This is a genomic window from Pseudonocardia sp. (genome assembly GCF_025465255.1).
GTDB lineage: Bacteria > Actinomycetota > Actinomycetes > Mycobacteriales > Pseudonocardiaceae > Pseudonocardia.
Genome location: NZ_JAODNI010000142.1, coordinates 1 through 15,343, shown reverse-complemented (window position 1 = coordinate 15,343; position 15,343 = coordinate 1). Strand labels below are relative to the sequence as shown.

Genomic DNA, 15,343 nt, shown 5'->3' with positions numbered 1-15,343 from the left:
GGTCGGCGCGATGGGTGGTCCGCCTCGGTTCAGCCGGCGCTGGGTGTTGGTGGCCGCCGGCTCCGCCGCCCTGCTCGGAGCCGGACCCGCGGGCGGGCTGCTGCCCGTCGGCGCGGACCTGCCCGCCGAGGACCTCCGCGCCCGGGTCCTCGCCGGCCATCCGCCCTTCACCGGCCTCGCGCGCAGCACCGGGCGCCTCGGCCTCCCCGAGATCCCGCAGCTGCAGTCGACGACCGCCCTGCTGACCGGCACGACCACGATCCGCTCCTACCGCGCGGGCCCCGACCGCTGGCGCGTCGACGAGCTGACGCCGGCCGGCGAGCGGGACACCTACCACCGCGACGGTGTCGAGTACGTCTGGGACTTCGGCGCGAACCAGCTCACGACCGTCTCCGGCAGCACTCCGGTCCGGCTCCCCCGCCCGGCCGACCTCGACCCGCCCGAGCTGGCACGCCGGCTCGTCGGCCTGACCAGGTCGGATCCGGTCTCGACCATCCCGGGCCGGCGGGTCGCGGGCATCGGCGCCTCGGGGTTCCGGGTGACGCCGGGCGACCCGGACACGACGGTCGCCCGGATCGACGTCTGGCTGGACCCGGACTCCGGGCTGCCGCTGCGCGTCGAGGTCGCCGGGCGCACCGATCCGGGCCTGCCCGTGCTGTTCACCGAGTTCCAGGAGGTCTCCCTGACCGCGCCCGACGACCGCACCCTCACCCCCGCCCTCCCGCCCGGCGCGGGCTCGGTGACCGCGGACGCCGCGGACCTCGCCGGCGCCCTGCGCCAGCTCGACGCGCCCGACCCGCCTGCCCGGCTGGCGGGCCGCGACCTCGTCCCGCTGGGGGACGCCACTCTGCCGGGCGTCGGCCTCTACGGCTCCGGGGTCGCCGGGTTCGCGCTGGTCCCGGCCAGCCGCGGCATCGCGGACCGGGTCATCGAGGGCGCGGCGATCGCGGGCGGCGTGGCCGTCGAGGTGCCGGTCGGGCGCGCGGTGCGGGTCAGCTCGCCGCTGATCACCGTCGTGGCCCGCGGGGGGATCCGTCGGGGCGGGAGGCTGCTGGTCGGGACGGTCGCGCCCGCGGTGCTGGAACAGGCCGTGCGCGAGCTGCCGGCGAGGGGCCGGCCGTGATCATCGCGACCGCCGGGCTCACCAAGCGCTTCGGCCGGGTGACCGCCGTCGACGGCGTCGACCTCCGGGTGCCCGAGGGCGTCCGGTTCGGCCTGCTCGGGCCCAACGGCTCCGGCAAGACGACGACGGTCCGGATGCTGCTCGGGCTCGTCCACGCGACGTCCGGCTCGATCGAGGTGTTCGGCGAAGCGATGCCGCGCCGGGCCGCGAACGTGCTGCCGCACGTCGGGGCGCTGGTGGAGGGCCCGGCCGCGTGGGGCCACCTGTCCGGGCGGGCGAACCTGCGGCTGCTCGACGCCGCCGGCCGCGGGGGCCGTCTGCGGGACCGGCGCCGCCGCGTCGAGGACGTGCTGGAGCAGGTCGGGCTCGGCGGGGTCGACCGCCGCCCGGTGCGTGCCTACTCCCTCGGCATGCGCCAGCGCCTCGGCATCGCCGCGGCCCTGCTGCGCGGCCCGCGCCTGCTCCTGCTCGACGAACCCACGAACGGCCTCGACCCGCGCGGGATCCAGGAGATGCGGTCGCTGCTGACCGAGCTGAACGAGGCCGGGACGACGGTCGTGCTGTCCAGCCACCTGCTCAGCGAGGTGGAGGCGCTGTGCACGCAGGTCGGGATCATGGACTCCGGGCGGCTGGTGCTCGACTCCCCGCTCGACGCCCTGCGCACGCCGACGGGCCGGATCCTGCTGACGACGCCCGACCCGGCGTCGGCCCTCGGGCTGCTCGACGGGCGGGTCCTGTCCCGGGTCGGGAACGAACTGGTCGTGCGGGGCGACGACGCGGCGGAGCTGAACGCGCGGCTCGTCGCCGGCGGGGTGCGGGTGAGCGGGCTGGGCGCGGAGAGGCGGACGTTGGAACAGGTGGTGCTGGAGCTGACCGGACCGGGAGCGGACCGGGTGGACGGGCGGCCGCCGCCCGCCGACGACCCGACCGGCCCGATCCCGATCCCCGGGGGCGAGCGGTGATCGGCGTCGAGCTCCGGCTGATGCTGCGCCGGCGCCGGGTCTGGTTGTGCTGGATCCTGCTCTGCGCCCTGCCGACGCTGGTCGCGATCCTGCTCGCCGCCACCCGCCTCACGCCCCCGCCGGGTAGCGGCGGCGCTTTCCTCTCCGCCGTCGTGACCAACGGGCAGATCTTCCCGGCCGCCGCGCTCGCACTCGTCCTGCCGGTGTTCCTGCCGATCACCGTGGCGATCGTCTCCGGGGAGGCGATCGCGGGCGAGGCGACGGCCGGGACCCTGCGCTACCTGCTCGTCCGGCCCGTCGGGCGGCTACGGCTGCTCACCGCCAAGCTGATCTCCGTCGCGGTCTACGTGCTGCTCGCGGTGCTGCTGGTGACGGTCGTGTCCTACGTCGTGGGGGTGCTGGCGTTCGGGTTCGGGCCCGACGCGTCGCTCGGCGGAGGGGGCGGCATCCCGTCGCTCTCGGGCGCGACCCTGACGCCCGTGGACGTGGTGGTCCGCACCGGCGTGACCGTCGGGTACCTCGCGCTCTGCATGCTGGCCCTCGGGGCGATCGGGCTGTTCTTCTCGACGCTCACGGACTCTCCGCTGGCCGCCACGCTCGGGGTGCTGGCGGTCGTCGTGGCGAGCGCCGCGCTGACCCCGCTCGACGCGGCCTCGGCGATCCAGCCGTACCTGCCGACGACCCACTGGCTCGCCTGGATCGACCTCTACCGGGACCCGATCCTCTGGGACTCGGTCCACCGCGGCCTCCTCGTCGAGGGCGGCTACGTCGTCGTCGCGTTCGGCGCGGCGTGGGCCAACTTCGCGACGAAGGACGTCACCAGCTGACCTGTGCGCGTGAAACCTCGCTAGAGCGAGGTTTCACGCGCACGACCCCCGTTGACCTGCGAGGACCCCCACGGGGTCAGCCTGCGGGTGCGGCTCCGCAGCCCGCACCCGCGACGTCGACGGGCCCGGTCCCGATCGCCCGCAGCACCAGGCCGGTGACGGTCGCGTCTCGCGGCAGGTTCGAGTGCCCCACCCGGGCGCCCGGGCAGACGTCCTGGACCCGGACGTTCGTCGCCCCGTCGAGGCAGGCGGTCTCCGGCGGCGTCGAGGTCTCGTCGTCGGCGGTCCAGATCGAGAGCCAGGGCACGGCCGCGCCGACGTCCGCCCGGTCCAGCTCGGTGACCTCCGCCGACCCCGGGGCGAGCTGGCGGCACGCGACAGGGCAGGCGTCGGGGGCCTGGGCGATGGCGAGGGCGGCGAGCGACGTCCCGTGCAGCGGCGACCCCATCGTGACGACGCGCCGGGCCTTCGCCGCGCCGTCGTCCCGGGAGATCCACAGCCCGGTGACCACACCGCCGGCCGAGTAGCCGACCACGTCGACGGACGGGGCGCCCGCGGCGAGGGCGGCGTCCGCGGCGGCGTCGAGCACGTCGACCTGGGCCGACAGGCCACCCGTTCCGTCGCCGACGAGCGTGAGCACCTGCGCGTCCCGGCCCGTGGCCTCGATCCGGGAGGCGAGCTGGAGCAGGGAGTCCCGGCTGCCGCCGTAACCGGGGACGAGCAGGACCGTGCCGGGCCGGTCCTGGGCGGGCCGGGCGGCGGGGCCGACCTCGCCGACGTCGCCGCCGGACGACCCCGCGACCCGGGCGCCGACGAGCACCACCGCGACGAGCACGACCAGCGCCAGGATCGCGGCGAGCAGCCGCCGCCGCGGGCTCACCGCCTCCCCCGCGAGTCGGTGTTTTCGGTCGTCCGAAACGCCCATCCCGGATGGCCCACGTCGTGCGGTTCGGACGACCGGAAGTGCCGACTCGCGGGGGTCATGCGCGCGCGGCCTCGGCCTCGGAGGCGAGGAGGAGGTCCTGCACGACGCGGTCCGCGAGCAGGCGGCCGGGGCGGGTCAGGACGGCGCGGCCCTGCCGCAGCACGGCGGGGTCGAGCAGGCCCTGGTCCGCGACGCGGCCGGCCTCGGCACGGGCGGCGTCGTCGAGCAGGTCCAGCGGGAGCCCGGACGCCAGCCGCAGCCGCAGCATCACCCGTTCCGTGTGCTGCTCGTCCGGGGTCAGCTCCTCGCGGTCCAGCTCCGGGGAGAGGCCGTCGGACAGCATCGACGCGTAGCGCGCGGGGTGCTTGACGTTCCACCAGCGCGTCCCGGCGAGGTGCGAGTGGGCGCCGGGGCCCGCGCCCCACCAGTCCCCGTCCAGCCAGTAGCCGAGGTTGTGCCGGCACTCCGCCTCGGGCGAAAAGGCCCAGTTGGAGACCTCGTACCAGCCCAGTCCGGCCGCGCTCAGCAGGTCGTCGATCAGCTCGTAGCGCTCCGCGGCGACGTCGTCGTCCGGGGCGGGCAGCTCGCCGCGCTTCACGCGGCGGGCCAGCGCGGTGCCGTCCTCCACGATCAAGGAGTACGCCGAGACGTGGTCGACGCCCGCGGTGAGCACCGCCTCGACGGAGGCGCGCAGGTCGTCCGTGGTCTCGCCGGGCGTCGCGTAGATGAGGTCGAGGTTGACGTGCTCGATCCCCGCCCGGCGCGCCTCCTGCGCGGCCTCGACGGCGCGGCCCGGCGTGTGCCGGCGGTCCAGGATGCGCAGCACGTGGGGCGCCGCGGACTGCATCCCGAGGGAGACCCGGGTGAAGCCCGCGTCCACGAGGCCCGCGAAGAACTCCGGGGAGGTGGACTCGGGGTTGGACTCGGTGGTCACCTCGGCGTCCGGAGCGAGCCCGAACTCGTCGCGGATCGTGTCGAGGACGGCACCGAGGCGCCCGGCGCCGATCAGCGACGGCGTCCCTCCCCCGACGAACACGGTGTCGACGGGCCGGTCCCCGACCGTGCGGTGGGCGAGCGCGAGCTCCCGGCGGACCGCCTCCAGCCAGCCGTCCGGTGAGGCGCCGGACCCGTCCAGTTCGGAGGCCGTGTAGGTGTTGAAGTCGCAGTAGCCGCAGCGGGACGCGCAGAACGGCACGTGGACGTAGATGCCGAAGGGCGTCGCAGGGGTCACGACACCACGGTAACCGCGTCCGGAGGTGGCGAGGCGCGTCCGGGATCAGTGGCGGGAACGGCCGCGCTGCGTCCCATCCGGAACGGACGGCGGGCTCGGCTTCCCTCCACTCCCTTCCGTTGCTCTTCGGAGCCGGGAGCCCAGACCACCGCGCGACGGACGACCCCTCCGCCACGACGACGCCCGCGGGACGGTGGTCGCCCCGCCCGTCCGCCCGACCGCGACGTGCGCCCGAAGCGCCCTTCGCACCTCCTCCGGATCGAATCCGGCGATCGGGAAGTGCCACTCCTCGCTCGCCGCCCGAGGATCTCGCTTCGAGGCCCGCCGTGCCCCGAGTCCGGTCGGGTGCGTTCCGAGCAGGAGATCGAATCTCAGAACCGGCTCCGCGCCGAACCGGCCGGTGTCGATCACCGTGACGGTGGCCAGGTCCCCCCAGGCGATGCGGAGCAGGTCCCGACCTCGGGCCGGGTCGACCCCGATGCCGTGCTCCGACAGATGCAACCGACGGCGCCGCCGCGACACGACACGGCACACCGCGGGGACCGCCGCCCCCACGCACCAAAGGGTTCCGAACGCAAGGAGCCCCGGGCCGTAGGCGTGCAGACCGGTGCTCCCCACCGCGTCACCGAGCATCAGCATCGCGAGGCCGGGAACGGCGAAGGGCACGGCCAACGCCAGCCGCTGCCCGGCGTACTCCGCGAGCCGGAAGGGGCCGGGGCCGAGGGTCACGTCGTGTCCGCGCACCCGCCGATCATTGCGGCCGGGGCTCGCCCCTGGGGTGGAACAGGGAATCAGTTCACGATCGCGAACGCGCACTGGACCTCGGTCTCCGACCGGACGAGATCGGTACCGGTGGCTCACGAACAGCCCGCCCCGCCCTTCGACGTCGGGCGATCGGCCGAGTGCGGTGCTCGCCGGGGCGATCGGCCGGGCGCCGGCCGTCGTCCTGCGGCGACGGCTCGGCGTCGCAGCGGCCCGGCGCCCGATGGACGACGCGGCGGGGGTGTGGGACCGAGGTCGTCGTGTCGCCGCGTCGACAACGGCGCCCGTCGCGACTGCGCCGGCTCCGAGCAGCCCGAGCCCGACCGCCGCCGCGGCAAGCGGACGCCGCCGCGCAGCCGGGCGCTCGCGCCCCAACCGGTCGGCGACGGGGGTGGTCCCCGGACCGGCCCGGTGCCGAGCAGGTATGACTCCTCCGCCGTGGTCGTCAAACGCCGATCCGTCGGTAGTGCCCACCCCGGCGCGTCCCAACCACGGGCCCCGGTTGTGAATCCTCTCCCAGCATCCGGGCATGCGCTGGCCGTTGGTCCGGACAGCGTGGCACCCTGTTGGGCGTGACCGCGCTGACTCTGCACCTGCGGGCGCCTGGCCTCGTCGCCCGGCGCCACGTGGACCTGCATCGGGTGAGCAGCGCGCTCTGTCGACTCTCGCGCTGAGCGCGCACGCCGTCGACCTCGTCCTTCCAGACCCATCCGGCGCCGGATCCCTCACCGCGACGACGCTTCCGAACGGCGTCGCGATGAGCCCAGGCCCCGCTTGTGTTCGATCCCAGACACGGGAGCTCCCACCACATGCCCCCCACCACCCCTGCACCCGCCAAGCGCAAGCGCGGCGAAGGCCAGTGGAAGCTCGGCTACCGCGAGCCGCTGAACCCGAACGAGCGCAGCAAGCGCGACGACGACGGGCTCAACGTGCGCGCGCGGATCGAGAACATCTACGCGAAGGGCGGCTTCGACTCGATCGACCCGGCCGACCTGCGCGGCCGTTTCCGCTGGTGGGGCCTGTACACCCAGCGGAAGCCGGGGATCGACGGCGGCCGCACGGCCAGCCTCGAGCCCGAGGAGCTGGACGACCGCTACTTCATGCTGCGGATCCGCTGCGACGGCGGCGCGCTCACCACCGAGCAGCTGCGTGTCCTCGGTGAGGTCAGCCAGCAGTACGCCCGGGACACCGCGGACATCACCGACCGGCAGAACATCCAGTACCACTGGATCCGCGTCGAGGACATGCCGGCGATCTGGGAGAAGGTCGAGGGCGTCGGCCTGCTGACCACCGAGGCCTGCGGGGACACCCCGCGCGTGATCCTCGGCTCCCCGGTGGCCGGCATCTCCGCGGACGAGAAGCTGGACCCCGAGCCCGCGATCCGGACGATCCTGGACCGCTACATCGGCAGCAAGGAGTTCTCGAACCTCCCGCGGAAGTTCAAGACCGCGATCTCGTGGCAGCAGGACGTCGCGCACGAGATCAACGACATCTCCTTCGTGGGCGTCGACCACCCGGAGCACGGCCCGGGCTTCGACCTCTGGGTCGGCGGCGGGCTTTCCACCAACCCGAAGATCGCGCAGCGGCTCGGGGCGTGGGTGCCGCTCGACGAGATCCCGGACGTCTGGGCCGGCGTCATCTCGGTCTTCCGGGACTACGGCTACCGCCGGCTGCGCCACCGCGCCCGCATCAAGTTCCTGGTCGCGGACTGGGGCGTGGAGGAGTTCCGCCGGGTCCTCGAGGAGGAGTACCTCGGTCGCAAGCTGATCGACGGTCCGGCTCCCGAGGTCCCCGAGGTCCCGATCGACCACGTGGGCGTGCACAAGCAGGTCGACGGCCGCAACTTCGTGGGGCTGGCCCCGGCGTCCGGACGCGTCTCCGGCAGCACGCTGATCTCCCTGGCCAAGGCCGCCGAGACGGCCGGCTCGAAGCGCGTCCGGCTGACGGCGCAGCAGAAGGTCGTCGTCCTCGACGTCCCGGACGCCGCCGTCGACGCGCTGAAGGCCGAGGCGGACGCGCTGGGCCTGCAGGCCGAGCCGTCGCCGTGGCGGCGCTCGACCATGGCCTGTACCGGCATCGAGTTCTGCAAGCTCGCGATCGTCGAGACCAAGGAGCGGGCGATCCGCCTGGTCGAGGACCTGGAGAAGCGGCTCGCGGACATCCAGGGCGACCTCGACACCCCGGTCTCGATCCACCTCAACGGCTGCCCCAACTCCTGCGCCCGCACCCAGGTGGCGGACATCGGCCTCAAGGGCATGATCGTCCCCGACGCGGACAAGAACCAGGTCGAGGGCTTCCAGGTCCACCTGGGCGGCGGGCTCGGCCTCGACGCCGGGTTCGGCCGGAAGCTGCGCGGGCTCAAGGTCACCAGCGCCGAGCTGGGTGACTACGTCGAGCGCGTCGTGCGGACCTACATCGCGCAGCGCGAGCCCGGCGAGCGGTTCGCCACCTGGGTCCTGCGCGCCGACGAGGGCGATCTCAAGTGACCGAGCTTGCGAGGTCACCATTCGGCACAGCACCCCGGGGCACGGGGCCGACGAGCGTCAGCGAGGAGGGCCTGTGACCGAGCTCGCGAGGTCACCATTCGGCGCAGCACCCCGGGGCACGGGCCCGACCAGCGTCAGCGAGGAGGGCCTGTGACCGAGCGGGTCGTCCCCTACCACTGCCCGTATTGCGGAGAAGAGGACCTGCGCCCCGCCGCGCGCAGCGAGAAGGTCCCCGGCGCGGCCTGGTGGTGCTCGAGCTGCCTCCGCACGTTCGTCGTGACCTTCGTCGGGATCGGCGTCCCGGAGACGGCACCGGAGAAGCTAGGAGCGGACTCATGAGCGTTGCCACCGAGACCGACCTCAGGGCCGTCGCCGAGCGCGGCGCCGCCGAGCTGGGTCCGGCCGCCACGGCCCAGCGGCTGCTGGCGTGGGCCGCCGAGACCTTCGGCTCCCGGATGATCGTCGCGTCGAACATGCAGGACGCGGTGCTCGTCGACCTCGCCGCCAAGGCCCGGCCCGGCGTCGAGATCCTCTTCCTGGAGACGGGCTACCACTTCGCCGAGACCATCGGGACGCGGGACGCCGTCGAGCAGGTCTACGACGTGAAGATGGTCAACGCCGAGGCCAGGCAGACCGTCGCCGAGCAGGACGCGAACGAGGGCAAGGACCTCTTCGCGCGGGAGCCGAACCGGTGCTGCGCGCTGCGCAAGGTCGCGCCGCTGCAGGACACGCTGGCGGGCTACGACGCCTGGGTCACCGGCGTCCGCCGCGTGGAGGCCCCGACCAGGGCGAACACGCCGCTGATCACCTACGACGAGAAGTTCGGCCTCGTCAAGATCAACCCGATCGCCGCCTGGAGCGACGAGGAGATGCAGGCCTACATCGACGAGAACGGGATCCTCGTGAACCCGCTCGTCGACGCCGGCTACCCGAGCATCGGCTGCGCCCCCTGCACCGCCAGGCCGGCCCCCGGCGCGGATCCGCGTTCCGGTCGCTGGGCGGGCACGGGCAAGATCGAGTGCGGGCTGCACGTCTCATGACCCGTGCGCGGAAGACCTCGCCCGAACACCGTTATTCACGCACGAGCACCGGAGGTGCAGCTTGACCGCGCCCGCGCTGGACGCGCTCGACGCGCTCGAGTCGGAGTCCATCCACATCTTCCGCGAGGTCGCGGGCGAGTTCGACCGGCCGGTGATCCTCTTCTCCGGCGGCAAGGACTCGACGCTGTTGGTGCACCTGGCCGTGAAGGCGTTCGCGCCCGCGCCGGTGCCGTTCCCGCTGCTCCACGTCGACACCGGGCACAACTTCGACGAGGTCATCGACTTCCGGGACTCGCTCGTCGAGCGCCTGGGCCTGCGGCTCGAGGTCGCGAAGGTCCAGGACTACATCGACGACGGTCGCCTGGTCGAGCGCGCGGACGGCACCCGCAACCCGCTGCAGACCCAGCCGCTGCTCGACGCGATCGTCGAGAGCAGGTTCGACGCGGTGTTCGGCGGCGGCCGCCGGGACGAGGAGCGCGCCCGCGCCAAGGAGCGCATCCTCAGCCTGCGGGACGCCTTCGGCCGCTGGGACCCGCGCAAGCAGCGCCCCGAGCTGTGGAACCTCTACAACGGACGGCACGCCCCGGGCGAGCACGTCCGCGTCTTCCCGATCTCCAACTGGACCGAGCTCGACGTCTGGCGCTACATCCAGCGGGAGAACATCGAGCTGCCGACGATCTACTACGCGCACGAGCGCGAGGTCTACAAGCGCGACGGCATGTGGCTCGCCGAGGGCCCGTGGGGCGGCCCTCGCGGCACCGAGCAGCTCGAGCAGCTCTCGGTCCGCTACCGGACGGTCGGCGACGGCTCGTGCACCGGCGCCGTCCAGTCCACCGCCACCACCCTCGACGAGATCATCGCCGAGGTCACCGCCTCCCGGCTCACCGAACGCGGCGCGACCCGCGCGGACGACCGCATGTCCGAGGCCGCCATGGAGGACCGCAAGCGTGAGGGCTACTTCTGATGACTAGGGATCTGCTCCGGTTCGCGACGGCCGGCTCCGTCGACGACGGCAAGTCCACTCTCGTCGGGCGGCTGCTCTACGACACCAAGTCCGTCCTCGCGGACCAGATCGAGGCCGTCCAGCGCGCCTCGGTCGACAAGGGACTGTCCACGCCGGACCTGTCGCTGCTGGTCGACGGCCTGCGCGCCGAGCGCGAGCAGGGCATCACGATCGACGTGGCGTACCGCTACTTCGGCACGCCGACCCGGGAGTTCGTCCTCGCGGACACCCCCGGGCACGTCCAGTACACGCGCAACACCGTCACCGGCGCCTCCACCGCCGAGCTCGCCGTGCTGCTCGTCGACGCCCGCAACGGCATCGTCGAGCAGACCCGCCGGCACGCCACGGTGCTCGCGCTGCTGCGCGTCCCCCGGCTGGTGCTGGCGATCAACAAGATCGACCTGGTCGGCTACGACGAGGCCGTCCTGACGGCGATCGCGAAGGACTTCGCCGGGCTCGCCCGCTCGCTGGGCTTCCCGGACGAGGCCGTGCAGACCATCCCGGTGTCCGCGCTGGTCGGGGACAACGTCGTCGAGCGCTCGGCGCACACGCCCTGGTACGACGGGCCGACGCTGCTCGGGCACCTCGAGTCCGTCCCGGTCGTCGGGCCGGAGGTCGCGAAGCCCTTCCGCATGCCCGTCCAGTACGTGATCCGCCCGCGCACCGAGGCGCTGCACGACTATCGCGGCTACGCGGGTCAGGTCGCGTCCGGCTCGGTGCGGCCCGGTGACACCGTCGTGGTCCTCCCCGAGGGCCGCCGCACGACCGTCACCAGGGTCGACACCGCGGACGGGCCGCTGGACGCCGCCACCGCGGGGCGCAGCGTCACGATCCTGCTCGCGGACGACATCGACATCTCCCGTGGCGACATGATCGTCGCGGCGGACGCCGAGCCGCGGGTCACCAGCGTGATCGACGCGACGCTCTGCTGGCTCGCCGAGAAGCCGCTGCGCGCGGGAGCCCGGCTGCTGCTCAAGCACGGCACCCGGACCACGCAGGTGATCGTCGGGGCGCCGGAGTGCCGGATCGACACGGACACCCTCACCGAGGTCGAGGCGGAGACGCTGGAGCTCAACGACATCGGCCGCGTCACCCTGCGTACGGCGGACGCCCTGCCCGTCGACGACTACGCGGACGTCCGCGCCACCGGCAGCTTCCTGCTGATCGACCCGCCGACCGGCAACACGCTCGCCGCGGGTCTCGTCGGCACGCCTCTGGCGCTCACCCCGCTCACCTCGTAGGCGGCCGCCATCCCGACCCCCCACGCCTCGCGAGCCGGGGTCCCGGGCCCCGCGAGTCGGGGCCCGGGGCCACGCGAGTCGCCGGTGCTGGTGCCGGTCGCGCACGGCAGCCGGGATCCGCGTTCCGCCTCGACGATCGCCGCGCTGCTCGACGTCGTGCGGTCCCGCGCGCCCGGGCTCGACGTCCGGCCCGCGTTCCTGGACTTCGACCACCCCCGCCTCGACGACGTGCTGGCCGCTCTCGATCGGCCCGCGGTCGTCGTGCCGCTGCTCCTGGGCGCCGCGTACCACGCCCGGGTCGACATCCCGGCCGTCGTCGCGCAGGCCCGGCGCCCGGGGCAGGACGTGCGGGTCTCCGACGTGCTCGGCCCGGACCCGGCGTTGCTCGACGTCGCCGCGGAACGGCTCGCCCGGCTCGGCGTCGCCCCCGGGGACCCCGGCCTCGGGATCGTCCTCGCGGGCACCGGCTCGTCGCATGCCGCCGCGAACGCCACCGTCCACGACCTGGCCCGACGCTGGCCCCTCGCGGCCGCCGCGTTCGCCACGGCCGCGCCGGACGTCCCGACCGCGATCGCCGATCTCCGCCGACGCGGCGCCCGCCGGATCGCGGTCGCCTCCTGGTTCCTCGCCCCCGGACGCCTGCTCGACCGCGTCCACACCCGGGCGGCGGGCGCGCCCGTCGCGGAGGCCCTCGGCGCCCACGCGGCCGTCGCGGACGTCGTCCTGTCCCGGTACCGCGCGGCCGCCGCCCGTCCCGCGATCAAGGCCGATACGGCGCTCGCGGAGATCATCTGATCCCGTTCCGCCCTTGCCGGTGGAACGGACGGTCGGAAACGTCCGGGCCGAACGTCTGAGACACCCACCACGCCGAATCCCGCTGCGCGAGCGGCGAACCGGCGTCACCCGCCCGTCACCGCGGCGTCATCGCAGTTCACGCGGCCCGCCGTTGATCACACCGTTACGTCCGGACATTTCGCGGCGCTCCCGCATCACGGACGCCCAGTTGTTCCTCGGGCGCCCACGTCGCACGATTGGGTCATGTTCGCCGCCGCGCTGCACCAGCAGCCCGCCCGACCCGGTTCCCGCCGGGCCGGCGCGTTCGCGGTGACCCCGCTGCGGGCCACGGACCTGGAGCTGTTCTGGCCGTCGCGCCGCGGCCACGCGTTCGACGAGTTCTGTCGCTGAACCTTCCCGCCCCGGTCGTCGTTCCCTGACGCCGTGGTGCGCCCGCGCGCCCGAACCACGTCACCACCACGCGAGAGATCTCCGTCCTCATGCGCACGCTCATCGTCTTCGCCCTCGTCGGGCTGGGTGCCCAGCTCGTCGACGGCGCCCTCGGCATGGCCTACGGGGTCACCTCGACCTCGCTGCTGCTGATCGCGGGGGTGAACCCGGCCGCGGCCAGCGCGTCGGTGCACCTCGCGGAGGTCGGGACGACACTCGCCGCCGGCGCCTCGCACTGGCGCTTCGGCAACGTCGACTGGAAGCTCGTGCTCAAGCTGGGGGTGCCCGGCGCGGTCGGTGCGTTCCTCGGTGCGACGGTGCTCTCGGCCCTGTCCACGGACAGCGCGGCCCCGATCATGTCCGGGATCCTGCTGGCGCTGGGCGTGTACATCCTGCTGCGCTTCTCGGTGAGCCCGCCGAAGGTCGGGGCGGCCCGGGTCTCGCCGCACCGCGCGAAGTTCCTGTCCCCGCTCGGCCTGCTCGCGGGCTTCATCGACGCCTCCGGTGGCGGCGGCTGGGGTCCGGTCGCGACCCCCGCGCTGCTCACCGCCGGCAAGACTGCGCCCCGCACGGTGATCGGCTCGGTCGACACGTCGGAGTTCCTCGTCGCGGTGGCCGCCGGCGGCGGCTTCCTGCTCGGCCTCGGCAGCGCCGTGCTGGACCCGTGGACGATCGGCGGGCTGTTCCTCGGCGGCGTGATCGCCGCGCCGATCGCAGCGTGGCTCGTCACCAGGATCCCGGCGCCCGTGCTGGGCACCGCGGTCGGCGGGATCATCGTGTTCACCAACGCGCGCACCGTCCTGCGGGCCCTCGACCTCCCCGGACCGGCCACCGCCGCGATCTACGTGCTGATCCTCGCGGCGTGGGCCACGGCGGTCACCGTCGCGCTCCGGAAGCTGCGGGCGACGGCCGCCGCCACCGAGCGCGAGCTCGTCGCCACCACCTGACTCCCCTTCCTCGAGAAAGCACAGGCCATGCGCCTCCGATCCCGGATCCCCGCCCTCCTCGCCGCGACACTCGCCGTCGTGTCCCTCGCCGCGTGCTCGCGCGCGCAGGACGACACCACGGCCGCACCCGCCGCCACCTCCCCCGCCGCCGAGCTGCGCCTGGGCTACTTCCCGAACATCACCCACGCCCCTGCGCTGATCGGCGTGGACCAGGGTCTCTTCGCCGCCGAGCTCGGCTCCACGAAGCTCACCCCGCAGACCTTCAACGCCGGCCCCGACGAGGTCAGCGCGCTGCTCGGTGGCTCGCTCGACGCCGGGTTCATCGGCTCCAGCCCGGCCATCAACGCGTTCGCCAAGTCCAACGGCCAGGCGGTCCGGTTGATCGCGGGCTCGACGTCCGCAGGCGCCCAGCTCGTCACGTCGCCGGACATCACCTCGCCCGAGCAGCTCAAGGGCAAGACCATCGCGACGCCCCAGCTCGGCAACACCCAGGACGTCGCACTCAAGAAGTGGCTCAAGGAGAACAACCTCGAGATCGGCGACGGCCCGGACAAGGTCACCGTCCAGAACATCGACAACCCCCGCACACTGGACCTGTTCAAGCAGGGCCAGGTCGCGGGCGGCTGGCTCCCCGAGCCGTGGAGCTCCCGTCTCGTCGACGCCGGCGCCGAGGTCCTCGTCGACGAGAAGAGCCTCTGGCCGGACGGCAAGTTCCCGACGACGGTCCTGATCGTCCGCACCGAGTACCTCCAGCAGCACCCGGACACCGTCCAGGCCCTGCTGCGCGGCGAGCAGAAGGCGATCGACTTCGCCACCGGCCAGCAGGAGCAGGCGAAGACGGTCACCAACGAGGCGATCAAGAAGATCACGAACTCGTCGCTGAGCCCCGCCGTCCTGAACCGGGCGTTCACCGAACAGCAGTTCGACAGCGACCCGCTCGCCGCGACCTTCCCGCAGCTGTCCAAGGACAGCGTCACCGCGGGCGCCACGCCGACCGAGACGAACTTGGCGGGCTTCGTCGACGTCACCGCGCTCAACGCCGTCCGCACGCAGGCCGGCCAGCCCACCGTGGACGCGGCGGGCCTCGACAAGGCACAGGGATGACTCGGATGACCGCAGTGATCGAGAACGCGACCGCCCGGCGCACCTCCGGCGAGCCGGCCGTCACCCTCGCCGGCGTCGGCAAGACGTTCGGCTCGGGCGCGTCCGGGGTCACCGCGCTGCACGGGATCGATCTCCAGGTGCGGCCGGGCGAGTTCGTCTGCCTGCTCGGGGCGTCGGGCTGCGGCAAGTCCACGCTGCTCAACCTGGTCGCGGGGCTGGACGAGCCGACGTCCGGGAACGTCGCGCTGACGACGTCGCGGCCGTCGTTCATGTTCCAGGAGCCCGCACTGCTGCCGTGGCTGACCGCGGGCCGCAACGTCGAGCTCCCGCTGCGCCTGGCGGGACGGTCGCGACGCGAGCGGAAGCGCCGGGCCGAGGAGCTGCTCGAGCTCGTCCGGCTCGACGGGCTGGGGTCGAAGCGGCCGCACGAGCTCTCCGGCGGGATGCGCCAGCGCGTCTCCCTGGCTC

General features: G+C 73.8%; 16 protein-coding genes. 14 read left to right on the top strand and 2 right to left on the bottom strand.

Translation table 11 applies throughout. The features are described from left to right. Positions 1-10 precede the first annotated feature (10 nt). From JWP64_RS17480 to JWP64_RS17470, 3 genes are read left to right on the top strand one after another with little or no spacing between them, the layout of a single operon-like run. Entirely contained in the window at positions 11-1,123 is a 1,113-nt protein-coding gene (locus JWP64_RS17480) for a hypothetical protein (RefSeq protein WP_297498208.1), read from the top strand. Beyond that, the gene (locus tag JWP64_RS17475) at positions 1,120-2,085 is read left to right on the top strand and encodes an ABC transporter ATP-binding protein (protein WP_297498205.1); all 966 of its coding nucleotides are present in this window, start codon (positions 1,120-1,122) and stop codon (positions 2,083-2,085) included. The genes JWP64_RS17480 and JWP64_RS17475 overlap by 4 nt, the downstream gene beginning before the upstream one ends. Continuing rightward, positions 2,082-2,912 (top strand): ABC transporter permease subunit, encoded by an 831-nt coding sequence (locus JWP64_RS17470; protein WP_297498202.1) that lies wholly within the window; start codon positions 2,082-2,084, stop codon positions 2,910-2,912. Before JWP64_RS17475 ends, JWP64_RS17470 begins: the two co-directional genes overlap by 4 nt. Positions 2,913-2,988: 76 nt before the next feature. Here JWP64_RS17470 and JWP64_RS17465 read toward each other — a convergent pair whose 3' ends face one another. Both JWP64_RS17465 and hemW read right to left on the bottom strand, forming a co-directional pair. Then, complete coding sequence (locus JWP64_RS17465) at positions 2,989-3,792, bottom strand: lipase (RefSeq protein WP_297498199.1); 804 nt, start codon at positions 3,790-3,792, stop codon at positions 2,989-2,991. A gap of 100 nt (positions 3,793-3,892) precedes the next feature. Beyond that, a complete protein-coding gene (gene hemW, locus JWP64_RS17460; RefSeq protein WP_297498196.1) occupies positions 3,893-5,068 on the bottom strand; it encodes a radical SAM family heme chaperone HemW in 1,176 nt (391 codons plus the stop codon). Positions 5,069-6,402: 1,334 nt separating this feature from the next. Between hemW and JWP64_RS31570 the strand changes: the two genes are divergently transcribed. The 11 genes from JWP64_RS31570 to JWP64_RS17410 all read left to right on the top strand — a co-directional run. Beyond that, positions 6,403-6,504, top strand: a complete 102-nt coding sequence (locus tag JWP64_RS31570; protein WP_341337772.1) for a putative leader peptide — start codon at positions 6,403-6,405, stop codon at positions 6,502-6,504. Positions 6,505-6,639: 135 nt separating this feature from the next. Next, a complete protein-coding gene (locus tag JWP64_RS17455; RefSeq protein ID WP_297498194.1) occupies positions 6,640-8,316 on the top strand; it encodes a nitrite/sulfite reductase in 1,677 nt (558 codons plus the stop codon). 150 nt (positions 8,317-8,466) lie between these two features. Next, positions 8,467-8,655 (top strand): Insertion element protein, encoded by a 189-nt coding sequence (locus tag JWP64_RS17450; protein ID WP_297498191.1) that lies wholly within the window; start codon positions 8,467-8,469, stop codon positions 8,653-8,655. Further along, positions 8,652-9,356 carry a phosphoadenylyl-sulfate reductase gene (locus JWP64_RS17445; protein WP_297498188.1) on the top strand — a complete coding sequence of 235 codons (705 nt, stop codon included), beginning with the start codon at positions 8,652-8,654 and terminating at the stop codon, positions 9,354-9,356. Before JWP64_RS17450 ends, JWP64_RS17445 begins: the two co-directional genes overlap by 4 nt. Positions 9,357-9,417: 61 nt before the next feature. Then, positions 9,418-10,320, top strand: a complete 903-nt coding sequence (gene cysD, locus JWP64_RS17440; RefSeq protein ID WP_297498186.1) for a sulfate adenylyltransferase subunit CysD — start codon at positions 9,418-9,420, stop codon at positions 10,318-10,320. Then, positions 10,320-11,600 (top strand): GTP-binding protein, encoded by a 1,281-nt coding sequence (locus JWP64_RS17435; RefSeq protein ID WP_297498182.1) that lies wholly within the window; start codon positions 10,320-10,322, stop codon positions 11,598-11,600. The genes cysD and JWP64_RS17435 overlap by 1 nt, the downstream gene beginning before the upstream one ends. 84 nt (positions 11,601-11,684) lie before the next feature. Further along, the gene (locus tag JWP64_RS17430) at positions 11,685-12,395 is read left to right on the top strand and encodes a sirohydrochlorin chelatase (protein ID WP_297498178.1); all 711 of its coding nucleotides are present in this window, start codon (positions 11,685-11,687) and stop codon (positions 12,393-12,395) included. A gap of 243 nt (positions 12,396-12,638) precedes the next feature. Continuing rightward, a complete protein-coding gene (locus JWP64_RS17425) occupies positions 12,639-12,785 on the top strand; it encodes a hypothetical protein (protein WP_297498176.1) in 147 nt (48 codons plus the stop codon). A gap of 89 nt (positions 12,786-12,874) precedes the next feature. Further along, positions 12,875-13,771 (top strand): sulfite exporter TauE/SafE family protein, encoded by an 897-nt coding sequence (locus JWP64_RS17420; protein ID WP_297498173.1) that lies wholly within the window; start codon positions 12,875-12,877, stop codon positions 13,769-13,771. Positions 13,772-13,798: 27 nt separating this feature from the next. After that, positions 13,799-14,875 (top strand): ABC transporter substrate-binding protein, encoded by a 1,077-nt coding sequence (locus tag JWP64_RS17415; RefSeq protein WP_297498170.1) that lies wholly within the window; start codon positions 13,799-13,801, stop codon positions 14,873-14,875. A gap of 5 nt (positions 14,876-14,880) precedes the next feature. Beyond that, positions 14,881-15,343: ATP-binding cassette domain-containing protein (locus tag JWP64_RS17410; protein ID WP_297498167.1), on the top strand; the 463-nt coding region annotated here is incomplete at its 3' end.